Annotated in this window: 20 protein-coding genes; 11 read left to right on the top strand and 9 right to left on the bottom strand. The window is 68.8% G+C overall.

What is annotated here, in order from left to right; all coding sequences use genetic code 11:
• Nucleotides 1-59: 59 nt before the first annotated feature.
• Nucleotides 60-308 (bottom strand): WhiB family transcriptional regulator, encoded by a 249-nt coding sequence (locus AB4079_RS15730; protein WP_018190103.1) that lies wholly within the window; start codon nucleotides 306-308, stop codon nucleotides 60-62.
• 224 nt (nucleotides 309-532) lie between these two features.
• Between AB4079_RS15730 and AB4079_RS15725 the strand changes: the two genes are divergently transcribed.
• From AB4079_RS15725 to AB4079_RS15695, 7 genes are all read left to right on the top strand, one after another.
• Entirely contained in the window at nucleotides 533-991 is a 459-nt protein-coding gene (locus AB4079_RS15725) for a hypothetical protein (RefSeq protein WP_441788253.1), read from the top strand.
• A gap of 97 nt (nucleotides 992-1,088) precedes the next feature.
• A complete protein-coding gene (locus AB4079_RS15720) occupies nucleotides 1,089-1,874 on the top strand; it encodes a DUF1684 domain-containing protein (RefSeq protein WP_441788252.1) in 786 nt (261 codons plus the stop codon).
• A gap of 71 nt (nucleotides 1,875-1,945) precedes the next feature.
• A complete protein-coding gene (locus tag AB4079_RS15715; RefSeq protein ID WP_441788251.1) occupies nucleotides 1,946-3,445 on the top strand; it encodes an ABC transporter substrate-binding protein in 1,500 nt (499 codons plus the stop codon).
• 74 nt (nucleotides 3,446-3,519) lie between these two features.
• On the top strand, nucleotides 3,520-4,482 hold the full coding sequence (locus tag AB4079_RS15710; RefSeq protein ID WP_441788250.1) for an ABC transporter permease: 963 nt from the start codon (nucleotides 3,520-3,522) through the stop codon (nucleotides 4,480-4,482).
• Nucleotides 4,479-5,360 carry an ABC transporter permease gene (locus tag AB4079_RS15705; protein ID WP_441788249.1) on the top strand — a complete coding sequence of 294 codons (882 nt, stop codon included), beginning with the start codon at nucleotides 4,479-4,481 and terminating at the stop codon, nucleotides 5,358-5,360. The genes AB4079_RS15710 and AB4079_RS15705 overlap by 4 nt, the downstream gene beginning before the upstream one ends.
• The gene (locus tag AB4079_RS15700) at nucleotides 5,357-6,160 is read left to right on the top strand and encodes an ATP-binding cassette domain-containing protein (protein WP_441788248.1); all 804 of its coding nucleotides are present in this window, start codon (nucleotides 5,357-5,359) and stop codon (nucleotides 6,158-6,160) included. The genes AB4079_RS15705 and AB4079_RS15700 overlap by 4 nt, the downstream gene beginning before the upstream one ends.
• Nucleotides 6,157-6,921 carry an ABC transporter ATP-binding protein gene (locus tag AB4079_RS15695; protein WP_441788247.1) on the top strand — a complete coding sequence of 255 codons (765 nt, stop codon included), beginning with the start codon at nucleotides 6,157-6,159 and terminating at the stop codon, nucleotides 6,919-6,921. The genes AB4079_RS15700 and AB4079_RS15695 overlap by 4 nt, the downstream gene beginning before the upstream one ends.
• Before the next feature lie 21 nt (nucleotides 6,922-6,942).
• Here AB4079_RS15695 and bcp read toward each other — a convergent pair whose 3' ends face one another.
• The 3 genes from bcp to aroA are packed head-to-tail and all read right to left on the bottom strand — an operon-like array spanning nucleotide 6,943 to nucleotide 9,887.
• Nucleotides 6,943-7,419, bottom strand: coding sequence for a thioredoxin-dependent thiol peroxidase (gene bcp / locus AB4079_RS15690; RefSeq protein ID WP_441788246.1), 477 nt, complete (start codon nucleotides 7,417-7,419; stop codon nucleotides 6,943-6,945).
• A gap of 43 nt (nucleotides 7,420-7,462) precedes the next feature.
• On the bottom strand, nucleotides 7,463-8,524 hold the full coding sequence (gene rsgA / locus AB4079_RS15685; RefSeq protein WP_441788245.1) for a ribosome small subunit-dependent GTPase A: 1,062 nt from the start codon (nucleotides 8,522-8,524) through the stop codon (nucleotides 7,463-7,465).
• Nucleotides 8,517-9,887, bottom strand: a complete 1,371-nt coding sequence (gene aroA, locus AB4079_RS15680; protein ID WP_441788244.1) for a 3-phosphoshikimate 1-carboxyvinyltransferase — start codon at nucleotides 9,885-9,887, stop codon at nucleotides 8,517-8,519. The genes rsgA and aroA overlap by 8 nt, the downstream gene beginning before the upstream one ends.
• 154 nt (nucleotides 9,888-10,041) lie before the next feature.
• On the opposite strand from aroA, the gene AB4079_RS15675 reads away from it, so the two are divergent.
• Together AB4079_RS15675 and AB4079_RS15670 are read left to right on the top strand one after the other, a co-directional pair.
• Nucleotides 10,042-10,653 carry a sigma-70 family RNA polymerase sigma factor gene (locus tag AB4079_RS15675; RefSeq protein ID WP_441788322.1) on the top strand — a complete coding sequence of 204 codons (612 nt, stop codon included), beginning with the start codon at nucleotides 10,042-10,044 and terminating at the stop codon, nucleotides 10,651-10,653.
• Nucleotides 10,650-10,895 carry a zf-HC2 domain-containing protein gene (locus AB4079_RS15670; protein ID WP_441788243.1) on the top strand — a complete coding sequence of 82 codons (246 nt, stop codon included), beginning with the start codon at nucleotides 10,650-10,652 and terminating at the stop codon, nucleotides 10,893-10,895. Before AB4079_RS15675 ends, AB4079_RS15670 begins: the two co-directional genes overlap by 4 nt.
• Before the next feature lie 146 nt (nucleotides 10,896-11,041).
• Here AB4079_RS15670 and AB4079_RS15665 read toward each other — a convergent pair whose 3' ends face one another.
• Nucleotides 11,042-11,824, bottom strand: a complete 783-nt coding sequence (locus tag AB4079_RS15665) for a VOC family protein (protein ID WP_441788242.1) — start codon at nucleotides 11,822-11,824, stop codon at nucleotides 11,042-11,044.
• Between the two features lie 152 nt (nucleotides 11,825-11,976).
• Nucleotides 11,977-15,846 carry a multifunctional oxoglutarate decarboxylase/oxoglutarate dehydrogenase thiamine pyrophosphate-binding subunit/dihydrolipoyllysine-residue succinyltransferase subunit gene (locus AB4079_RS15660; RefSeq protein ID WP_441788241.1) on the bottom strand — a complete coding sequence of 1,290 codons (3,870 nt, stop codon included), beginning with the start codon at nucleotides 15,844-15,846 and terminating at the stop codon, nucleotides 11,977-11,979.
• Nucleotides 15,847-15,981: 135 nt separating this feature from the next.
• Between AB4079_RS15660 and AB4079_RS15655 the strand changes: the two genes are divergently transcribed.
• Entirely contained in the window at nucleotides 15,982-17,421 is a 1,440-nt protein-coding gene (locus tag AB4079_RS15655) for a GuaB1 family IMP dehydrogenase-related protein (RefSeq protein ID WP_441788240.1), read from the top strand.
• A gap of 84 nt (nucleotides 17,422-17,505) precedes the next feature.
• On the opposite strand, the gene AB4079_RS15650 is transcribed toward AB4079_RS15655, so the two are convergent.
• Together AB4079_RS15650 and AB4079_RS15645 are read right to left on the bottom strand one after the other, a co-directional pair.
• On the bottom strand, nucleotides 17,506-18,543 hold the full coding sequence (locus AB4079_RS15650; RefSeq protein WP_441788239.1) for a hemolysin family protein: 1,038 nt from the start codon (nucleotides 18,541-18,543) through the stop codon (nucleotides 17,506-17,508).
• Nucleotides 18,536-19,885: a hemolysin family protein gene (locus tag AB4079_RS15645; protein ID WP_441788238.1), complete on the bottom strand. Its 1,350-nt coding sequence runs from the start codon at nucleotides 19,883-19,885 to the stop codon at nucleotides 18,536-18,538. The genes AB4079_RS15650 and AB4079_RS15645 overlap by 8 nt, the downstream gene beginning before the upstream one ends.
• A gap of 172 nt (nucleotides 19,886-20,057) precedes the next feature.
• On the opposite strand from AB4079_RS15645, the gene AB4079_RS15640 reads away from it, so the two are divergent.
• Nucleotides 20,058-20,435, top strand: coding sequence for a VOC family protein (locus tag AB4079_RS15640; RefSeq protein ID WP_441788237.1), 378 nt, complete (start codon nucleotides 20,058-20,060; stop codon nucleotides 20,433-20,435).
• A gap of 19 nt (nucleotides 20,436-20,454) precedes the next feature.
• On the opposite strand, the gene AB4079_RS15635 is transcribed toward AB4079_RS15640, so the two are convergent.
• Entirely contained in the window at nucleotides 20,455-21,537 is a 1,083-nt protein-coding gene (locus tag AB4079_RS15635; RefSeq protein WP_441788236.1) for an NADH:flavin oxidoreductase/NADH oxidase, read from the bottom strand.
• Nucleotides 21,538-21,542 lie beyond the last annotated feature (5 nt).

Below are 21,542 nucleotides of genomic sequence, written 5' to 3'. Positions count from 1 at the left end.
TGTCGTGTGCGCGGTTGGAAGCCGTGCCACGACGGTGAAGCCGTTGGGTGGTGCCGGCCTCAGGAGGCGCGGCGAGCCCGGGCAGCGCGGCGCTTCAGGGCGCGACGCTCGTCTTCTGAGAGGCCACCCCAGACGCCGGAGTCTTGGCCGGTCTCGAGTGCGTACTGCAGGCAGATCTCCGTAACGGTGCAACGCGCGCAGACCGCTTTCGCCTTGTCGATCTGGTCGACCGCGGGTCCGGTGTTGCCCACCGGGAAGAAAAGCTCGGGGTCCGCGGTGAGGCAGGCGGCTTTGTCGCGCCAATCCATGAAGATGTGCTCCTTGTTTACTGGGGTTCCAGACCCGAGGGGGCCATAGAATGCAGGTAAGCAGCCGGGTTGCAGGGTGCATAGATCCGGGGGAATCAGACCTGCCCACGACCCTGTGAGCGAAAACTCGACCGAAGAACATGCTCCCATAGCAGTTATTCCGAATCAATAGTTTTGTATGGGATAACGCTGAGAACACGAGCCGGAAACGTCAGGATGCTATAGTGCCCGACCCGCGAAACGGCGACCGAGTCGCCTCCGACAGTGCTGCGACGACGCCGGTTTCCCGCCGGCCGGCGCTCCTGATCGTGCTCACAGTGCTCGTCGCACTGGAGGCGGTGCTCGTTCTCGCGGTCGCAGTGTGGCTGCTCATCGACCTGCTCACGGTGCGTCCGGACTCGTACCCGTCGGCCGTCGCGATCACGGTGCTCGCGTTCCTCGCCGCCGTCTGGGTCGTCGCGACGGTCGTCGCGCTCGTTCGCCGGCGCAGCTGGGCGCGCGCCTCGACGGTGACCATCCAGATCCTGCAGCTGGCGGTGGCGGTGGGATGCTTCGAGGGCTTGTATGCGCGGCCGGACCTGGGTTGGGCGCTGCTGGTCCCCGCAGTGGTTGCCGGCGTGCTCGCGGTGCTGCCGTCGGTGGTGCGTGCGACCCCGCGCACGACGGACCCGGAGCAACACTGAGCTCTAGCAACACTGAGCTCTAGCAACACTGAGCTCTAGCAACACTGAGCAACACGAATCGGCCCGATCGGGGAACATCTCGCAGACTGGGGGCGTTATGACCGACATCGTGACTGATATCTCCACACTTCCCTCCGCATCCGCAGATACCATCGAGCGCGCCCGTGACGGCTGGGACGCCTGGCGGTCGAACCGCCTCCGCAGCGTCACCGCGCCGACCGGCAACCTCGCCCTGATCGAGACCCGCTGGCTCGCCGCAGGCGACACCACCACCGCTCAGGACGCTCTGGCGGGGCATGCCGAAACGGTCACCGCGACGGAGCTCACGCGGAGGAGCCTGGAGACCGGGGAGGTCGAGCGCGGCATCCGCCTCTGGGACGCCGCGTCGTCGGCGATCCGCGCCTTCGAGACCATCGACGTCTTCCCCTTCGATCCCAGCTGGGTGATCGAAGCGACCTTCACGCCGGTCAGCGACGACCGCACCATCCCCTTCGAGCACATCCGTGACAACGGCCTCACCCGGGACCTCGTCGTCCCCGGTGACATCGCATTCGAGCGCGACGGCATCCACTACACCTTGAGTGCCTTCGACGACGACGGGACGCTGCTGCTCGTCTTCGGCGACCCGAGCAACGGCGCCGACGGCGACGAGGGCACCTACGCGTCGGGCCGATTCCTCTTCGTCGAGCGCGACGGCGATCGCGTCGTCCTCGACTTCAACCAGGCCTTCGTGCCGCCGTGCGGCTTCTCGGACCAGTACAACTGTCCGCTGCCGCCGCGCAACAACCGCTTCCCCGTCGCGGTCACCGCGGGTGAGAAGCGTGTCGCCCTTCGCCAAGCTGCACGGCGCGAGGCGACACAGCGCGGCGGCTCCCAGCCCTGAGCGACGGCCGCCCGCGAGCTCGTCACATCCACACCCCAGCATCCACACCCCCACAGCACTGGAGCACCTCTGTGAAAAAGTCTTCCCTGTTCGCGACCCTCGCGGTCGGCCTCGCCTCGGCGCTGGCGCTCGCCGGATGCGCGGGCGCCTCGTCGTCCAGCGCCGGCGGTAGCGACGCGTCCATCGCCATCGGCTCCCTCTACGAGCCCGTCAACCTCGACAACACGGCTGGCGGCGGCCAGGGCGTCACCGAGGCGTTGAACGGCAACGTCTACGAGGGCCTGTTCAAGCTGACCGACGACGGCAAGGTCGAGCCCCTGCTCGCGACGAAGTATGCGACAAGCGCGGACGGCCTCACCTACACGTTCACGCTTCGCGACGGGGTGAAGTTCCACTCCGGCAAGGCGCTGACCAGCGCCGACGTGAAGCGCAGCATCGAGCGCGTCACCGCGGCCGACTCGCAGTCGGCCCGCAAGTCGCAGCTGGCGGTCATCTCGAAGATCGACACTCCGGACGACAAGACCGTGACGATCAGCCTGAAGTCCCGCTCGATCTCGCTGCCCTACAACCTCAGCTACGTCTGGATCTACGGCCCGGGCACATCGAACTACAAGACGGCCGAGGACGGCACCGGCCCGTACAAGCTGGGCACCTGGAAGCGCGGAAGCTCGCTGAGCCTCGAGCGCTGGAGCGGCTACTGGGGCGACCAGGCCAAGAACAAAGAGGTGGAGTTCGACTACTTCACCGATGCCTCGGCCCTCTCGAACGCGCTGCAGACGAAGCACGTCGACATCGTGACGAGCATCCAGAGCCCGGATGCGCTGGCCACCTTCACGGGCAACAAGGACTACACGATCTCCGACGGCAAGTCGACGACCAAGGAGCTGCTGGCGTTCAACGACAAAGTCGCGCCCTTCAACAACGTCGAGGTCCGCAAGGCTGTCTACTCGGCGATCGACACCAAGAAGCTCCTCAACTCGATCTGGGGCGACTACGGCACGCTGATCGGCTCGATGGTGCCGCCGAGCGACCCCTGGTACGAGGACCTCACCAAGGTGAACCCGTACGACGTGAACCTGGCCAAGAAGGAGCTGGCGGACGCCGGCTTCGCGAACGGCTTCAGCTTCACGCTGGACACCCCGACGTACGACCCGCACCCGGCCGTGGCCGAGTTCCTGAAGAGCGAGCTGGCGAAGGTGGGCGTCACCGTCACCATCAACTCCATCTCTGCGGACGAGTGGTACACGAAGGTCTTCAAGAACCACGACTTCACGGCGACCCTGCAGGAGCACGTGAACGACCGCGACGTGGTCTGGTACGGCAACCCGGACTTCTACTGGGGCTACGACAACCCGCAGGTGACGGCCTGGGTGAACGAGGCAGAGCAGTCCACGACGACGGCCGAGCAGACCGCGAAGCTGAAGCAGGTCAACGAGCAGATCGCGAAGGACGCCGCGAGCGCCTGGCTGTACCTGTACCCGCAGATCGTGGTGGCGGACAGCAGCGTGAGCGGCTACCCGGTGAACGGGCTGAACTCGCAGTTCTACGCCTACGGAATCGTCAAGAAGTAACCCGAACCGCGCATTATCCACAGATGCTCGGGGAGCCGTCGCCCGGCTCCCCGAGCATCTACGCTTAAAACATCATGGCTCTCTACCTCCTGCGTCGCACCGCGTTCCTCGTGGTGTCGCTGGTGCTGGCCATGGTCGTGCTGTTCTTCCTTCTGCGCGTGCTCCCGGGCGACCCGTCGAACGCGCTGCTGTCGGTCGGTGCGACCAAAGAGCAGATCGCGGCGGCGCAGCGTCAGGTCGGCAGCGATCTGCCACTGCTACAGCAGTTCTTCGGCTGGTTCGGCAGTCTCCTCACCCTGAACCTGGGGGAGTCGTTCATCAGCTCCCTCCCGGTCGGCCCGGAGATCGCGGCGCGGTTGTCGGTGACCGTCCCGCTGACGCTGCTGTCGTTCGCCCTCGCGCTGGTGCTGGCCCTGCCGATCGGCTTCGTGGCCGCATGGAAGGCCGACCGCTGGTACGGCGTGCTGCTGTCCGCGTTCTCGCAGCTGGGTATCGCCGTCCCCGTGTTCTGGGTCGGCATCCTGCTCGTGGATGTGTTCGCCATCACCCTGGGCTGGTTCCCGTCGGGTGGCTTCCCGCGTGACGACTGGTCCGATCCGTCGGCGGCGCTCACCTCGCTGGCCCTGCCGGTCGTCACGATCGCGATCGTGATGAGCGCCTCCATCGCCCGGTATGTGCGGAGTGCGACGCTGGATGTGATCGGCAGCGACTACCTGCGCAATGCACGGGCGCTCGGTTCCGGCTTCGCACGCGCGATGTGGGCTCACGGCGTGCGCAACGGCGCCGTTCCGGTCATCTCGGTGCTCGGCATCGAGCTGGCGACCACGTTCCTCGGCGCCGTCGTGGTGGAGAGCGTCTTCACGCTGCCCGGGCTGGGCAGCATGCTGCTGAAGGCCATCGAGCAGCACGACTATCCGAACATCCAGGGCATCCTGTTCGTCTCCACCCTGCTCGTCCTGATCGTCGGCTTCCTCGCCGACATCGCTCAGCGGCTCGTCGACCCGCGTCTGCGGCGCAGCATCTCGGGCAACGTATGAGTGCGATCGTGGAGCAGGCGACCGAAGCGGCCGCACCGGAGCCGGTGGGGCGACCCCGGAGGCGTGCGCGGCGCTCGGTGACGCTCGGCATCGGACTGACGCTCGTCGGGATCGTCGTCATCGTCGCTGTGGTGTCGTTCTTCTGGCTGCCGTACGCGCAGTCGGACACGTCCGGGACGCGGTTGGAGCAGCCGAGCGGCGCGCACTGGCTGGGGACGGACCGGTTCGGGCGCGACCTGCTGACGCAGCTGATGATCGGCGCACGGATTGCGCTGGCGGTCGGCCTCGGTGCGGTCGTGATCGGCGCGATCATCGGCATCACGCTCGGGCTCCTTGCGGCGTTCGCCACCCGGTGGGTCGACGACACGCTCTCCGCCGCCCTCGACATCCTGATCGCCTTCCCGACGCTTCTGCTCGCGATGCTGATCGTCGCGGCGCAGGGGGCATCCCTCGGCACGGCCATCGTCGCGATCGGTCTGGCGATGTCCGCGGTGGTCGCCCGGTTGACCCGGGTGCTCGCGAAGCGGGTGCTCGCTCAGCAGTACGTCACCGCGGCCCGCACGTCGGGAACCTCGTGGTCCGGGATCATCGCTCGCCACATCCTGCCCAACATCTGGCCCACCCTGAGCGTGAACCTGGCACTGCAGTTCGGTGTCGCCGTTCTGGCGGAGGCCAGCCTGTCGTATCTGGGCCTCGGCGCACCTCCGCCGAACGCGTCGTGGGGCCGGCTCCTGCAAGAGGCGCAAGGGACGGTATCCACGGCTCCTGTCGGTGCGATCGCACCGGGTGTGGCGCTCGTCGTGCTCGTGATCGGCGTGAACCTGGTCGCCGACGGACTGCGCGACGTGGCCGACCCCACGCGGAGGAGATCCCGATGAATGCCGATGCGCAGGTCCTCGAGGTACAGGGGCTCTCCGTCGCGACACGAGACGGCGCGACGCTCGTGCACGACGTCTCCTTCCGGCTCGCGCCGGGGGAGCGGCTGAGCCTGATCGGTGAGTCCGGGTCGGGCAAGTCGCTCACGTCGTTCGCGCTCACAGGGCTGCTCCCCGACGGCCTGACCGCATCGGGGAGCGTCCTCCTCGACGGTGTGCAGGTCATCGGCGCGCGCGAGCGCGACCTGGTTCCGCTGCGCGGACGCGTCGCCTCCACCGTCTTCCAGGAACCCCTGACCGCTCTCGACCCGCTGATGCGCCTCGGCCGGCAGGTCGCCGAGCCGCTCCGACGCCATCTGGGACTCCGCGGCGACGAGCTTCGACGATCCGTGCTCGACGCGCTCGCCGAGGTCGGCCTGCCCGAGCCGGAGCGCATCGCCCGCGCCTACTCCTGGGAGATCTCGGGAGGACAGCGTCAGCGCGTCGCCATCGCGGCGGCACTGGCCTGCAGCCCTCGACTGCTGATCGCGGACGAGCCGACGACCGCCCTCGATGTCACCGTTCAGGCAGAAGTCCTCGCGCTCCTGGAGCGGCTGGTCGCCGAGCGCGGAATGTCCCTGCTGTTCGTGAGCCACGATCTGGCCGTCGTGTCGCGCATGGCGCAGAGGGCGATCGTGCTCCGGGGCGGTCGAATGGCCGAGGAGGGCCCCATCTCTCAGCTCCTGCGCGCCCCGAGCGACCCGTACACCGCCGAACTCCTGCGCAGCGCGCGGGAGCTCGATGCGGCGCTGGAGGTGCGATGACGGCGATCCTGGAGCTGCGCGAGGCGGGATTCCGCTACCGGCGAGCCGCGACATCCGCACTCGACGACGTCTCGTTCGTCGTCGAACCCGGGCGGAGCCTCGGGCTGGTAGGGGAGTCCGGAGCCGGCAAGACGACGGCGCTCTCCCTCCTCCTCGGCCTCGCCCGGCCGACGAGCGGTGCGGTGCTGTTCGACGGCGAACCCCTCGACCCACGCGACCGGGAGCAGTTGCGGCGCTTCCGCCGCGCCGTGCAGCCGGTCTTCCAGGACCCGTACTCGTCCCTCGACCCCCGGCAGAGTGTCGGCCGGATCGTCGCCGAGCCGCTCGCCTCCCTGCGGGTCGCCTCCGGCGCCGACGCGCGCGAGCGGGTCGCCGCCGCTCTGGAAGCGGTCGCGCTGCCGGCGGACGCCGCGAGACGGTACCCGCACGAGTTCTCGGGCGGGCAGCGGCAGCGCATCGCCATCGCCCGGGCGATCGTGTCACGCCCCACGGTGCTGCTGGCGGACGAGCCGGTCAGTGCACTGGATGTGACCACGCGCATCCAGATCATCGAACTGCTCGGCGAACTCGCCGTCACCGAAGGGATGACCGTCGTCATGGTGTCCCACGACCTCGGGGTCGTCGCCTCCCTGTGCGCCGAAACGGTGGTGCTCCAGGGCGGTCGCGTGGTGGAGCAGGGCGCGACGGCCGAGGTGCTCGGCTCGCCGAGCGACCCCTACACGCGTCGACTTCTCGCCTCGGTCCCGCGGCTGCCGGTTTAGCCGGTCAGGCGTCGATGGCGGTCAGGCGTCGATGCCGAGCTTCTTGCGCAGCGACGCAACGTGCCCGGTCGCCTTGACGTTGTACAGCGGGAGGCGCACCGAGCCGTCCGGGTCGACGACGAACGTCGACCGGATCACACCCTCCACGGTCTTGCCGTACAGCTTCTTCTCCCCGTAGGCGCCGTACCGCTGGTGCACCGCGAGGTCCTCGTCGGAGAGCAGCGGGAAGTTGAGGCCCTCCTGCTCCTGGAACTCCTTGTTCCGCGCCGGCGCATCCTTCGAGATGCCGATCACCTGGTACCCGGCCGACTTCAGCGAGTTGAGGTTGTCGCGGAAGTCGCAGGCCTCCGTGGTGCAGCCGGGCGTCATGGCCGCCGGGTAGAAGTACACGATCACGTTCTCGCCGGCGAAGTCGCCGAGCGAGACCGCCGTGCCGTCCTGATCGGTCAAGCTGAACGCGGGAGCCTGCTCGCCCGCTTGGAGTCGCACATCCGTCATAGCTCCATTCTGGCAGCGAACGCAGCGATCGGCCGCAACGTCCTCAGTGCGCGAAGGTGGTGAGCAGGCGCTGCAGGGAGTCCAACCGCGCCCGCCCGGCGTCGCCGAGCCGCCCCTCCTCGACGGCCTCGATGATCGCGCAGTCCGGGGCGTCCGGCAGGTGGGTGCAGCCCCGTGGGCAGTTCTCGGCGATCGCGGCCAGGTCGGTGAAGGACTTCAGGATGCTGTCGGTATTCACATGCCCGAGCCCGAACGAGCGGACGCCCGGCGTATCGATGACCCAGCCGTGACGGCCGGAGGCGTCCTCGACCCGGAGCGAAACGGTGGACGACGACGTGTGCCGGCCGCGGCCGGTGACGACGTTCACGTGTCCGGTCGCGCGGTGCGCGCTCGGGACCAGGGCGTTGACGAGGGTGGACTTGCCGACGCCGGAGTGGCCGACGACGACCGTGTCGTGCCCGACCAGGGCAGCGGTGATCTCGTGCAGCGGCATGCTGTCCTGGCGGCTCGTGAAGACGGGGAGGTCGAGGCCGGCGAAGTTCGCGAGGAAGTCCTCCGGATCGGCCAAGTCGGTCTTGGTGACGCACAGCATCGGCTCGATCCCCGCATCGTAGGCGGCGACGAGGTAGCGGTCGACCAGCCGGGTGCGCGGCTCCGGATTCGCGGCCGCGACGACGATCAGCATCTGGTCGGCGTTCGCCACGATGACGCGCTCCACCTCGTCGGTGTCGTCGGCGCTGCGGCGCAGGAGGGTCGTGCGCGGCTCGACGCGGACGATGCGGGCGAGCGTTCCCTCTTCGCCGGTGGTGTCTCCGACGACCGCGACACGGTCGCCGTTCACGATCGGGTTGCGGCGCAGCTCGCTGGCGCGGGCGGCGGTCACCTGTCGCTCGTCGTCGCCGTCCTCGTCGAGCAGGACCGTGTACCGGCCGCGGTCGACGCCCAGCACGCGCGCGATCTCGGCGCCCGCATGCTCGGGCCGGGTCTTGGTTCGCGGGCGGTTGCCCTTCGGGTTGGGGCGGCTGCGGATGGTGGACTCGTCGTACCGGTCGAGCTCCTCGTCGTCCTCGCCGTCATCCCACCACGACCCGGTGTTGTCAGCCACGCCGTTCGGTGCCTTCCTGCAGCATCCGTGTCCAGAGCTGGGTGAACTGAGGCAGCGTCTTCGCCGTGGTCGCGATGTTCTCGATCTCGAGGCCCTCGACGACCAGGCCGATGATCGCGCCGGCCGTCGCCATCCGATGGTCCTCGTAGCTCCGCCAGACGCCGCCGTGAAGCGGGCGCGGCTCGATGCGCAGGCCGTCCTCGAGCTCCGTGACCGCACCGCCGAGGCCGTTGATCTCGGCGGCGAGGGCGGCGAGGCGGTCCGTTTCGTGGTGACGGATGTGCCCGATTCCGGTGATCTCGGTCGGGCCGTCGGCGAGGGCGGCGATGGCGACGAGCGCGGGAGCCAGCTCGCCTCCGGTGGTCAGGTCGAGTGTGACGCCGTTCGGGCGCTCCGGTCCGGTGACGGTGAGCCGGTCGCCGTCACGACTCACGGTCGCTCCGAACAGGGGGAGCAGCTCCGCCAGGTCGGCGCCGACCTGCGTGGTCGACTCCGGCCAGCCCGTGATGGTGACCGAGCCGCCGGTCACGACAGCGGCCGCCAGGAACGGCGCCGCGTTGGACAGGTCGGGCTCGATGTCGACGTCGAGCGCCGCGATGGTCCCGGGGGCGACGATCCAGTGCCCGGTCTCGGGGGATTCGACGGTGACCCCGCGTGCCGCCAGCGCCGCGATCGTCATCTCGATGTGCGGGAGGCTGGGCAGCCGCTCACCCGCGTGCGTCAGGTCGAGGCCGTCCTCGAACCGGCTCGCGGAGAGCAGCAGGGAGCTGACGAACTGGCTGGAGCTGGACGCATCCACCTCGACCGCTCCGCCGGCGACGCTGCCCGTGCCGTGAACGGTGAAGGGGAGGGAGCCGCGGCCGTCGTCGTTCACGTCCACGCCGAGCGCCCGCAGGGCGGCGATGATCGCGCCCATCGGCCGGCCGCGGGCGGAGTCGTCGGCGTCGAACATGGTCGGGCCGAGCGCGAGACCAGCGAGCGGAGGGACGAAGCGCATGACGGTTCCGGCCTGACCGCACTCGATGGTGGTGCTGCCGAGCAGCTCCTCCGCAGGAGTGACGAGGAGGTCGGCGCCGAACTCTCCGGCGCCCGTCTTCTCATCGACGCCGACCCCGAGGGCGCGGAGCGCATCCACCATGTTGGCGGTGTCACGCGAGTGCAGCGGGGAGCGGAGCAGCGACGGGCCGTCCGCCAAGGCGGCGAGCACCAGCTCCCGAGCGGTCAGCGACTTGGAGCCGGGCAGGGAGACGGACGCGGAGACCGGGCCGCCGGCGACGGGCGCAGGCCACAGCGTGTTCGGCTCGTCGACGCGGTTGTCGCCGTACGGGTCGAAGTCCGGAGCGGAATATTTCGAGATCAGCATTGTTGTCAAGATTATCCGTGTTCCGCGTACCAGGAAGGATCAGCTCGTGGCAGCAACCGCCGTGCTCGACGCCCCAGGCGTCACCACACGCGATGAAGCCGTCGACGTATCCCCCTGGGGCACGGTGCGGGCGTCGCAACTAGACTGGCCGGTGATGAGCACCGAGACCGAGGATACGGGCCACCTCTTCGAGGAGCAGGCCCTGCCCTTCATGGACCAGCTGTACGCTGCCGCCCTGCGCATGACCCGGAATCCGGCCGACGCGCAAGACCTCGTACAGGAGACGTTCGTGAAGGCGTATGCGGCCTTCAACCAGTTCCAGCAGGGCACCAACCTGAAGGCCTGGCTCTACCGCATCCTCACCAACACGTTCATCAACACGTACCGCAAGAAGCAGCGCGAGCCCTACCAGGGGACGATCGACGAGCTCGAGGACTGGCAGCTCGGAGGCGCGGAATCCATGTCCTCGTCCTCCAGCCGCTCGGCCGAGGCCGAGGCGATCGACCACCTGCCGGACAGCGCCGTCAAGGACGCGCTGCAGGCCATCCCGGAAGACTTCCGGCTGGCCGTATACCTCGCCGATGTCGAGGGGTTCTCCTACCAGGAGATCGCCGACATCATGAAGACCCCGATCGGCACCGTGATGAGCCGCCTCCACCGTGGCCGTCGCATGCTCCGGGAGCTTCTGACCGACTACGCGCACGAGCGCGGGCTCTCCGCCGTCCAGGGAGACCCAGCCGTGCAGACCCCCAGGAGCAAGAGATGACCGACTGCGGTTGTGAGAAGGCGAAAGCCGAACTCGAGGAGTACCTGCGCAACGAGCTGTGCAGCGAGGATGCTGCCGATGTGCGCGAGCACCTGGCGCACTGCGACGGGTGCTCCAACGAAGCGCACCTGAACGTGGTGCTGACCGAGGTCGTACAGCGCGCGTGCAAGGAGACCGCTCCGGAGGAGCTGCGCACCGAGGTGCTGCTGCGCATCCGCTCCTTCCAGGCGACTGCGCACTGACCTCCGCGCCTCCGCGCCCCCCAACGTCTAGCCGCGATTTGCCCCAAATGTGCGCTATGCCGCCGTGTAAGCGCCGATTTGCCCCAAATGTGCCCTTTGGGGCCGCGTAAGCGCCGATTTGGGGCAAATGTGCGGCTCGGGCGGGGTTAGGCGGCGCTGCCCGAGCCGATCTCGTGCAGGAAGAACAGCCCCCCGAGCGGGTCGGTGGCCTGCGCGAAGCGGCCGAACTCGCTGTCCCACGGGTCGCGGATGACCGTTCCGCCCAGTTCGACGACGCGCTGGGATGCGGCGGCGGCGTCGGCGACGCCGAAGTAGACGACCCAGTGCGACGGGACGCCCTCCGGCAGCATGCCGTTCGCGTCGTACACGCCGCCGCTCGGCGAGGTGGGGTCGCCGAACGTCGCGTAGCGGAAATCCGCCGTGTCGCTGAGCACCTGGGTGTTCCAGCCGAAGACCCGGGTGTAGAACTCGACCTGCTCCGCATAGCTGCGGGCGTACAGCTCATGCCACGACAGCCCGCCGACCTCGGCGACCAGTTCGAAGCCGCGGTGCTGCTCCGGGTCCCAGAGACCGACCACCGCGCCGCCGGGGTCGGCGATCACTGCGAGCCTGCCCTGGTCGCCCACCGTCATCGTGGGGGCGATCACCTGTGCGCCGGCCTGGAGGGCCGCCTTCTCGGAGGCTTCCGCGTCATCGACAAGGAGGTAGGTGAGCCAGGAGTCGCCCTGCGCGTCACCCATCACCGGCCCGAGGCCCGCAACGGCGCGTCCGTCCCGCCGGAAGGTCACGTAGCCGCCGTACTCCTCACCGGCCGTGTCGGCAGTCCACCCGAACAGGCTCGCGTAGAAGTCGCGGGCGCGCGGTACGTCGGTGCTGGCGTAGTCGACCCAGCACGGTTCTCCGAGGCGGTGGTTCGTCACAACGGGCATGAACCCACGCTACGCCGTCGCACCCTCTCGCCGACAGCAGTGAAAGTCTGTGGGACGTTCCGGATCGCCTCCGCCGAGTCGCGACATCATGTCACCACTCGGCGCGGATTCGAGCATCCACTCACCGTTCGACGTGCGTTACGAAGAAACCGTCACAGGGTCAGCGCACGCTGAAGGAGGATCGACTGCTCCGCCGCGTGACGCTTGGCCGAGCCGGCGGCCGGGGAGGCCGACGGTGGGCGCGAGACGACGCCGAGCGGGCGCGGGCCGAGCTTGGAGGTCTCCAGGATCATGTACGGCCAGGCGCCCTGATTCTCCGGCTCGTCCTGCACCCAGACGAGTTCCGCATTCGGGTAGGAGTCGACGGCAGCCTTCAGCTCCTGGGCCGGGAGCGGGTAGTACTGCTCCACGCGCACCAGAGCGATCTCCGGGTTCGGGTTTTTCTCCAACTCGTTGAGGAGGTCGTAGTAGAGCTTCCCGGCCAGGAGCAGGACACGCTTCACCGAATCCTTGTCGGTGATCCGCTGGTCGTCGATCACCGGCTCGAAGCGACCGCTGGTGAAGTCGTCGACGTTGCTCGACGCGCCGCGGAGGCGCAGCATCGCCTTGGGCGTGAAGACCACCAGCGGACGGCGCGGACGGGCGTACGCCTGGCGGCGCAGCAGGTGGAAGTACGACGCCGGGGTCGACGGGCGCGCGACGGTCATGTTGTTCTCGGCGCACATCTGCAGGTAGCGCTCGATGCGGGCGCTGGAGTGGTCCGGTCCCTGACCCTCGTAGCCGTGGGGGAGCAGCAGCACCAGCGACGACCGCTGGCCCCACTTCTGCTCGGCCGAGGAGATGAACTCGTCGACGATGATCTGGGCGCCGTTGGCGAAGTCGCCGAACTGGGCCTCCCAGAGAACGAGCGCATCCGCCCTCTCGACCGAGTAGCCGTACTCGAAGCCCATCGCCGCGTACTCGCTGAGCAGCGAGTCGTAGATCCAGAACTTGGCCTGGTTGTCGCTCAGGTTCGCGAGCGGCAGCCACTCCTGCCCGTTGACCCGGTCGTGCAATACGGCGTGGCGCTGGACGAAGGTGCCGCGGCGGGCGTCCTGGCCGGCGAGGCGCACCGGGGTGCCCTCCAGCAGCAGGGTGCCGAGCGCGAGCAGTTCGCCGAAGCCCCAGTCGATGTTGCCGTTGCGGCTCATGTCGCTGCGCTTGTTGAGCAGCTGCTGCAGCTTGGGGTGCACGGTGAAGCCGGCCGGCGGGTTGTTGAAGGCGTCGCCGATCATGTGGATGACCTGCTCGCTGACCGCGGTCGTCTCCGGCTCGCCCACGTTGTCGTGCTCGTCCTGCTGGGCCGGTTGCTTGAGGTCGCCGGCGTCGCGCGCGGTGAGGATCGGGGTCGAGTTGGTCTGCGCCGCGTGCGTCTCCATGAACGCCCGCTCCAGGCGGTCCTGGAAGTCACGGTGCGCCTGCTCGTACTCCTCCTCGGTGATGTCACCGCGGCCGACGAGCGCCTCGGTGTAGAGGCGGCGCACCGAGCGCTTGGCCTCGATCAGGCTGTACATCAACGGCTGCGTCATCGACGGGTCGTCGCCCTCGTTGTGGCCGCGACGGCGGTAGCAGATGAGGTCGATGACGACGTCGCGCTTGAACTCCTGGCGGTACGCGAACGCGATCTCGGCCACGCGGACGACGGCCTCCGGGTCGTCGCCGTTCACGTGGAAGATCGGCGCCTGGATCGTCTTCGCGACATCGGTCGAGTAGATCGAGCTGCGCGCCTCGGTGGGCGACGTCGTGAAGCCCACCTGGTTGTTGATGTTGACGTGGATGGTGCCGCCGGTGCGGTACGCCCGCAGCTGTGACATCTGCATCTGCTCGACCACGATGCCCTGACCGGCCATCGCCGCGTCGCCGTGGATGAGGATCGGCAGCGTGAGGAAGGTGCCAGCCGGACGTCGGTCCTGCTTGGCCCGGACGATGCCCTCGAGCACGCCGTCGGCGGCCTCCAGGTGCGACGGGTTCGCCGCGAGGTAGACCGGGATCTCCTCGCCGCCGGCGCCCTTGAAGGTGCCCTCGGTGCCGAGGTGGTACTTCACGTCGCCGGATCCTTGCACCGTGCGCGGGTCTTGCGTGCCCTCGAACTCGCGGAAGATCTGGCCGTACGTCTTACCGGCGATGTTGGTCAGCACGTTGAGGCGGCCGCGGTGCGCCATCCCGATGGCGACCTCGTCCATCCCGGCCTCTGCGGCACCCTGGAGGATGGAGTCGAGCAGCGCGATCGTGGACTCGCCGCCTTCGAGGCTGAAGCGCTTCTGGCCGACGTACTTGGTCTGCAGGAAGGTCTCGAACGCCTCGGCCTCGTTGAGCTTGCCCATGATTCGCAGCTGCTCGTCGTGAGTGGGCTTCTCGTAGGGGCGCTCCAGCTTGTCCTGGAACCACTTGCGCTGGGCCGGGTCCTGGATGTGCATGTACTCGATGCCGACCGTGCGGCAGTAGGAGTCGCGGAGCACGCCGAGGATGTCGCGCAGCTTCATCTTGCGGCGGTCGCCGCCGAACTGGCCGGTGACGAACTCGCGGTCGAGGTCCCAGAAGGTGAGGCCGTGGCTCTCGATCTCGAGGTCGGGGTGGGTGCGCTGCTTGTATTCGAGCGGGTCGATGTCGGCCATGAGGTGGCCGCGGACGCGGTACGAGTTGATGAGCTCCTGGACGCGAGCGGTCTTGTCGACGGCGCTGGCCAGGTCGACCGAGATGTCCGGGTTCCAATGGATCGGCATGTACGGGATGCGGAGCTCGGCGAAGATGTCTTCATAGAAGCTGCGCTTGCCGATCAGCATCTCGTGCACGATCTTCAGGAACTCGCCGGAGCCAGCTCCCTGGATGACGCGATGGTCGTACGTGCTGGTGAGCGTGATGGTCTTGCCGATGGCGAGGCCGGCGAGCGTCTTCTCACTGGACCCCTGGAACTCGGCCGGGTACTCGAGCGCCCCGGCGCCGATGATGCAGCCCTGGCCCTTCATCAGGCGCGGGACGGAGTGCACCGTGCCGATGCCGCCCGGGTTGGTGAGGGAGAGAGTGGTGCCGGCGAAGTCGCCGGCTGCGAGCTTGTTGTTGCGCGCCTTGCCGACCAGCTCTTCGTATGCGGCGAGGTACTCGCCGAACCCCATGGTGTCGGCGCGCTTGATGCTCGGCACCAGGAGGGCGCGGGTGCCGTCCGGCTTCGGCAGGTCGATCGCGATGCCGAGGTTGATGTGCGCCGGGGCCACGACCGACGGCTTGCCGTCGACCTCGTCGTAGTAGACGTTCTGGCTCGGGAACTCCTTGAGCGCTTGGATGAGCGCCCAGCCGATGAGGTGCGTGAACGAGACCTTGCCGCCGCGCGCACGTTTGAGGTGGTTATTGATGACGATGCGGTTGTCGATCATCAGCTTGGCCGGGATGGTGCGGACGCTGGTCGCCGTCGGGACCGTGAGCGACGCATCCATGTTGGTCGCCAGCGTCTTCGACATGCCACGAAGCGGGGTGACCTTGTCCTCCTCCGCCGCCTCCAGGGTGGCGTTGGGGGCGGTGACCGGCGCGTCGGCCGGGACCGGCTGCGGCTTCGGGGCCACGGATGTGGTGCGTGCGACCGGCTGCTGGCCGATCACCGGGATGGGGGTGGTGACGGGCTTCGGCTCGTTCGGGTGCGGTGCCGGGGCGCCTCCGCCGGCGGGCGGGACCGGTGTCGACGGCTCGGACGGGCTGGGCGCTGTCGGCTCGGCGGGTGCAGGCACCGTGGGCTCCGACGGCGTGGGGACGCTGGGCTCGGCCGGGGTCGGGGCGGGCGTCTCGCTCGGGGTCGATGTCTCGTTCGGCGATGCGATCGAGTCGTCCTTCACAGCCTGGTGGTAGTTCTCGAGGACCGGCCACCACGACTTGTCGACCGAGTTCTTGTCCTGGACGAACTGCTCGTACAGCTCATCGACGAGCCATTCGTTGGCCCCGAATTCTCCTGAGGAGCCGTCGTCGGTTCCCACTCCGGTCAATTGGCTCGACACAGCCGATCGCCCACTCTCTCCGTTGATTTCTCATGACCGAGCGGCTTCGAACCGCCCGCTTCCATCCGAGCATCAAGCCTAATCCCATCGGCGCCCGGGTGCGGTCGCTCAGCCGAGCGGGATACCGTTATTCCCATGCAGTTCTATGGAACCTCGCCGCGCCACGACCTCACCTACTCCGACGTGTTCCTCGTGCCGTCGCGGTCGAACGTCACCAGCCGTCTCGACGTGTCGCTCGCGCCGAACGACGGCAGCGGCGCGACCATCCCGATCGTGTCCGCCAACATGAACTCGGTGACCGGCAAGCGGCTCGCCGCGACCCTCGCGCGCCGCGGCGGCCTGGGGGTGCTGCCGCAGGACATGCACCTGCAGGACCTGGACGACGCGATCCGCTGGGTGAAGGCACAGCCGGTGATGCTGGACACGCCGTACGACGCGCGCCCGGAGGAGTCGGTCGCCGACGTGCTCCGGCGCGTCCCCGCCGTCGAGGGCCACGGCATCGTGGTGAGCGACGCGAACGGCGACTATTTAGGCTGCCTGGCGGCCATCCAGCTCGGCTCCGCGCTGCCGGACGCCCGGATCGGTGACCTCCTGCACGGCGCACTCACGTCGCTCGACGCCGAAGACGTGACAGACGGCAAGTCGGCGTTCCGGGTGATGGATGCGGCGGGCCTCGAGTTCGCGCCGGTGCTCGACCACGGTCGCATCGTCGGAACGCTCTCCAAGCGCAGCGCGCTGCGCTCCACCATCTACACGCCCGCCCTCGACGCGAGCGGCCGGCTGCGAGTCGCAGCGGCGGTCGGCATCAACGGCGACGTCGCGGGCAAGGCGAAGGCCTTGGCCGCCGCGGGTGTCGACGTGCTCGTCGTCGACACGGCGCACGGCGACCAGGACGGCATGCTCCGTGCCATCCGCACCGTGAAGGGTCTCGACCTCGGGCTGCCGATCGTCGCGGGCAACGTCGTGACCGAGCAGGCCGTACGCGACCTGGTGCACGCGGGCGCCGACATCCTGAAGGTCGGCGTCGGCCCCGGTGCGATGTGCACCACCCGGATGATGACCGCGGTCGGGCGTCCGCAGTTCTCGGCGGTGCTCGAGACCAGTGCCGCCGCACGGGAGCTCGGCGCCCACGTCTGGGCGGACGGCGGTGTGCGGTACCCGCGCGACGTGGCGCTGGCGCTCGCCGCGGGCGGCGCCTCCGTCATGATCGGCTCCTGGTTCGCCGGCACGATCGAGGCGCCGGGAACGCTCAACCGGGATGCGAACGGCGCCCTCTACAAGGAGAGCTGGGGCATGGCATCCACCAAGGCGGTCAAGGGACGCTTCGAGCGGCTGGACGCGTACGACCTGGCCCGCAAGGAGCTCTTCGCGGAGGGGATCTCCAGTTCGCGGATCTTCCTCGACCCGCTCCGCCCCTCGGTCGAAGACCTGCTCGACATGATCACGACCGGTGTCCGCAGCTCGTTCACCTACGCCGGAGCGCGGACGCTTCTGGAGTTCCACGAGCGCGCTCTTGTCGGCATCCAGTCGGCCGCGGGCTACGAAGAGGGCAAGGCGCTGCCGGTCAGCTGGTAATGCGGCGCCGCGACTGCGGTCGTTCGGAACGATTGCGCCTGCGCGCGCAGCCGCCGACGTTACAAACGGCGGCGCACGCAGGCCTCAGGATCGCCGGGTGGCGTCCTGGACCTCGCCGACGAGCTCCTCGATGATGTCCTCAAGGAACAGCACGCCGGCGGTCGCGCCCTCGTTGTCGACCACGCGGGCCAGGTGGCTGCCGGAGCGCCGCATCGTCGCCAGGGCGTCCTCCACGTCGCTTCCGGAGAACACCGTGACCAGGCGGCGGATGCGCTTGGCGGGCACGGGCAGTTCGAAGCCGGTCTCCTCCAGATCGAGCACGTCCTTCAGGTGGAGGTAGCCGGTCGGCTCGCCGTCGGCGTCGGGGACGACGTAGCGCGAGAAGCCGTGCTTGGTGACCGCCTTCTCCACGTCGGCGGGGGTCGGCGCCAGGGGGAGGGTGACCAGCGCGTCGAGCGCGACAGCCACATCCCGGACCTTCTTCTCCGTGAACTCGAATGCCGCGGTCAGCGCTCCGGTCCGGTCGGTGAGCAGACCCTCCCTGGTCGACTGGGAGACGATCGTCGCCACCTCGTCGAGGGTGAAGGTGCTCGCCGCCTCGTCCTTCGGCTCCACCCGGAACAGGCGAAGAACGGCGTTTGCGCTCGCGTTCAGCGCCACGATGATCGGCCGGACAGCGCGCCCGATCCCGACGAGGGGAGGTGCGAGCAGCAGGGCAGCCTTGTCGGGCATCGAGAAGGAGATGTTCTTCGGCACCATCTCGCCGAAGACGACGTGCAGGAACGACACCACCACCAGCGCCACGATGAAGGCGATCGTGCCGATGACCTCCTCGGACCACCCCGTGGCGTGCAGCGGCCCCTCCAGCAGGTGGTGGATCGCCGGCTCGGAGACGTTCAGGATGAGCAGCGAGCAGACGGTGATGCCGAGCTGGGTCGTCGCCAGCATCAGCGTGGCGTGCTCCATGGCGAACAGCGCGGTCTTCGCGCTGCGCTTGCCGCGCTCCGCGAGCGGCTCGATCTGCGAGCGACGGGCCGAGATCACGGCGAATTCGGCGGCGACGAAGAACGCGTTGACGGCCAGCAGCACGACCAGCCAGGCGAGTCCGGCCCAGTCACTCATGGGTGGCCTCCTCGCCGTTCGGGGCGTCGGCCACCGCGACCGGATCGGGCGTGTAGCGGATGCGGTCGACACGCCTGCCGTCGAGGCGCTCGACGCGCAGGGTGCCGCCGTCGATGGCGACCTCGTCGCCGACCTTCGGCAGCCTCCCCAGCTCGTTCATGACGAAACCGGCGACCGTCTCGTACGGCCCGTCCTCCGGAACCGTGACGCTCGCGCGCTCCTCCAGCTCGTCCGGGCGCAGGATGCCGGGGAAGGTGATCGAGTCGCGCCCGCGGATGACGCCGGCGCGGGTGCGGTCGTGCTCGTCGGCGACCTCGCCGACGATCTCCTCCACCAGGTCCTCCAGGGTCGCGATGCCCGAGGTTCCGCCATATTCATCGACGACGATGGCGAGCTGGTAGCCGCGGGCGCGCAACTCACCGAGGAGCGTGTCCAGGCCCATGGTCTCGGGTACGCGCAGGGCGTCCGTCATCAATGCGGACGCGGGGACGCGACCGCGACGCTGGCGCGGCACGGCCACCGCCTGCTTCACGTGCACGACGCCGAGGACGTCGTCGATGTCGTCGCCGATGACGGGGAACCGGGAGTACCCGGTCCTGCGGGCGAGGTCGCTGACCGCCTGGGCCGGGTCGGCGCGCTGGACGGCCTCGATGCGCGGCCGCGGGGTCATCACGTCGGAGGCGGAACGGCTGGAGAAGGCGAGGGTGCGGCTCAGCAGGGTGGCGGTATCCTCCTCCAGCAGGCCGGCGCTCGCGGACCGTCGCACGAGGCTGGACAGTTCGTCGGCGGTGCGGGCCCCCGACAGCTCCTCTTTCGGCTCGACGCCGAGGAGCCGGAGGAATCCGTTCGCCGTGCCGTTCAGCAGGGCCACGAACGGGCGGAACACCGTGGTGAAGACCGTCTGGAACGGGATCACCACCCGGGCCGTGGCCAGGGGCAGAGCGAGCGCGAAGTTCTTGGGCACCAGCTCGCCGAGGATCATGGAGAGCAGCGTCGCCACGACGATCGCCACGATGGTCGCGATCGGCATCACCGCACCCGACGGCAGACCGGTCGCCGTCAGCGGGTCGTGCAGCAGGGAGCTGATGGCCGGCTCCATCGTGTAACCGGTCAGCAGCGTCGTGAGGGTGATACCGAGCTGGGCGCTCGACAGGTGTGTCGAGGTGATCTTCAGCGCAGCGATGGTCATGGTGAGCCGGGACTCACCGCGGTCGCGGCGGGCCTCCAGGTCACCGCGATCGAGGTTCACCAGCGCGAACTCGCTCGCGACGAAGAGGCCGGTGCCGATGGTCAAGAGGAGGCCGACGCCGAGCAGGACCCACTCAGACAGCACGATGGTCACCTCGCACGCTCAGGGGCGGGCGTGCCGGAGCGAATGGGCTACGAGAGGGAGGGTCGTCCATGTGCCCGCCAGTATAACGAGGCCGGATGGGCGGCTCCTAGACGACCGATTCCAGTAGTCCGCCGGCGCGCCGAGCGGCGTAGCATCCGGCCCGGATGAAGGAGGAATCACCATGTTGGAGTCATCTGTCACATACTCCGTCCTTCCTGCTTCCGACCTGAAGCGGGCCACCGAGTGGTACCGCGACAAGCTGGAGCTCGAACCGGAGCGGACCACCGAAGGAGGGGTGCTGTACGGCACCGGGTCGGAGAGCAAGATCTTCGTGTACGAGACCGCGAACGCCGGAACAGCGCAGAACACGGCGATGTGCTGGCTGGTCGCGGACATCGAGGCCGCGATGGGCCGCCTCAGGGAGCGGGGTGTCGTCTTCGCGGACTACGACTTCCCCGGACTGCACACCGAGAACGGGATCGCGACCGACGACATGGGCCGGTCGGCGTGGTTCCAGGACAGCGAGGGCAACTACCTCTGCCTGACCCAGGAGGCCTGACCGGGCCGCCCCGGTCGACTCAGCGCCGCCAGCGTGCCCGCAGGTACTGCGGCGGCCAGTAACCGATCTCGACGCCGAGCTCGTGCGCCGCCCGCAGCGGGAAGTGCGGGTCGCGCAGGAGTTCGCGCGCCAGCATCACCGCGTCCGCCTGGCCGCTTTCCACGATCTCGGCCGCCTGCTCCGCCGTGGTGATCAGCCCGACCGCGCTCACATCCACCTCGGACGTGCTGCGGACGTGGTGCGCGAACGGTACCTGGTAGCCCGGCTCGACGGGGATGCGGATGCCGGCCTGGATGCCGCCACTGGAGATGTCGAAGAAGTCGGCGCCTGCCTCCTGCGCCCACGCGGCGACGGTGGCCGTCTGGTGCTCGTCCCAGCCGCCCTCGGTCCAGTCGCTCGCGGAGAAGCGCACGAACAGGGGAGCGTCCGGGGCCTCCTCGCGGACCGCCGCGACGACGCGCAGCAGGAGCCGCGCGCGGTTCTCCAGCGAGCCGCCGTACTCGTCGGTCCGCTGATTCGAGAGCGGGGAGAGGAACTGGTGCAGCAGGTAGCCGTGCGCTGCGTGGATCTCGAGTACGCGGAAGCCCGCCTCGAGCGAGCGACGGGTGGCCGCGCGGAAGTCGTCGACGACCTTGTCCAGCCCGGCCGCGTCCAACTCTTCCGGCACATCGAAGCCTTCGAACGCGACGGGGGAGGGGGCGACGGCCCGCCAGCCGCCCTCGCTCTCCGGGACCGTTCCGGTCTTCCCGTCGAAGCCCCAGGCCGGCCAGTTGGATGCCTTCCGGCCGGCATGGGCGAGCTGGATGCCCGGGACAGCGCCCTGCTCCTCGATGAAGGCCACGATCGGCTTCCAGGCGTCCCGCTGCTCGTCATTCCAGATCCCCGTGTCGCGCGGGCTGATGCGCCCCTCCGGGCTGACGGCCGTCGCCTCGCTGAAGACCAGGCCGCTGCCCCCGGTGGCGAACGCGCCCAGGTGCACGAGGTGCCAGCTGGTGGGGACGCCCGATTCGTCGAGCACCGAGTACTGGCACATCGGCGAGGTCCAGATGCGGTTGCGGACAGTGACGCCGCGCAGGGTCAGGGGATCGAAAAGAGAGGGCATGCCTT

Origin of the sequence: Leifsonia sp. 2MCAF36 (assembly GCF_052115525.1) — a bacterium.
Taxonomy (GTDB): Bacteria; Actinomycetota; Actinomycetes; order Actinomycetales; family Microbacteriaceae; genus Leifsonia.
Note: the sequence above shows the minus strand (reverse complement) of the source record. Positions and strands in the feature narration are given on the sequence as shown.

What these genes read in the sequence shown, in the direction of transcription:
- AB4079_RS15730 (WP_018190103.1), bottom strand. Translation starts at nt 308, where the DNA reads ATGGATTGGCGCGACAAAGCCGCCTGCCTCACCGCGGACCCCGAGCTT.
- AB4079_RS15720 (WP_441788252.1), top strand. Translation starts at nt 1,089, where the DNA reads ATGACCGACATCGTGACTGATATCTCCACACTTCCCTCCGCATCCGCA.
- AB4079_RS15710 (WP_441788250.1), top strand. Translation starts at nt 3,520, where the DNA reads ATGGCTCTCTACCTCCTGCGTCGCACCGCGTTCCTCGTGGTGTCGCTG.
- AB4079_RS15705 (WP_441788249.1), top strand. Translation starts at nt 4,479, where the DNA reads ATGAGTGCGATCGTGGAGCAGGCGACCGAAGCGGCCGCACCGGAGCCG.
- AB4079_RS15700 (WP_441788248.1), top strand. Translation starts at nt 5,357, where the DNA reads ATGAATGCCGATGCGCAGGTCCTCGAGGTACAGGGGCTCTCCGTCGCG.
- AB4079_RS15695 (WP_441788247.1), top strand. Translation starts at nt 6,157, where the DNA reads ATGACGGCGATCCTGGAGCTGCGCGAGGCGGGATTCCGCTACCGGCGA.
- bcp (WP_441788246.1), bottom strand. Translation starts at nt 7,419, where the DNA reads ATGACGGATGTGCGACTCCAAGCGGGCGAGCAGGCTCCCGCGTTCAGC.
- aroA (WP_441788244.1), bottom strand. Translation starts at nt 9,887, where the DNA reads ATGCTGATCTCGAAATATTCCGCTCCGGACTTCGACCCGTACGGCGAC.
- AB4079_RS15675 (WP_441788322.1), top strand. Translation starts at nt 10,042, where the DNA reads ATGAGCACCGAGACCGAGGATACGGGCCACCTCTTCGAGGAGCAGGCC.
- AB4079_RS15670 (WP_441788243.1), top strand. Translation starts at nt 10,650, where the DNA reads ATGACCGACTGCGGTTGTGAGAAGGCGAAAGCCGAACTCGAGGAGTAC.
- AB4079_RS15665 (WP_441788242.1), bottom strand. Translation starts at nt 11,824, where the DNA reads ATGCCCGTTGTGACGAACCACCGCCTCGGAGAACCGTGCTGGGTCGAC.
- AB4079_RS15655 (WP_441788240.1), top strand. Translation starts at nt 15,982, where the DNA reads ATGCAGTTCTATGGAACCTCGCCGCGCCACGACCTCACCTACTCCGAC.
- AB4079_RS15650 (WP_441788239.1), bottom strand. Translation starts at nt 18,543, where the DNA reads ATGAGTGACTGGGCCGGACTCGCCTGGCTGGTCGTGCTGCTGGCCGTC.
- AB4079_RS15640 (WP_441788237.1), top strand. Translation starts at nt 20,058, where the DNA reads ATGTTGGAGTCATCTGTCACATACTCCGTCCTTCCTGCTTCCGACCTG.
- AB4079_RS15635 (WP_441788236.1), bottom strand. Translation starts at nt 21,537, where the DNA reads ATGCCCTCTCTTTTCGATCCCCTGACCCTGCGCGGCGTCACTGTCCGC.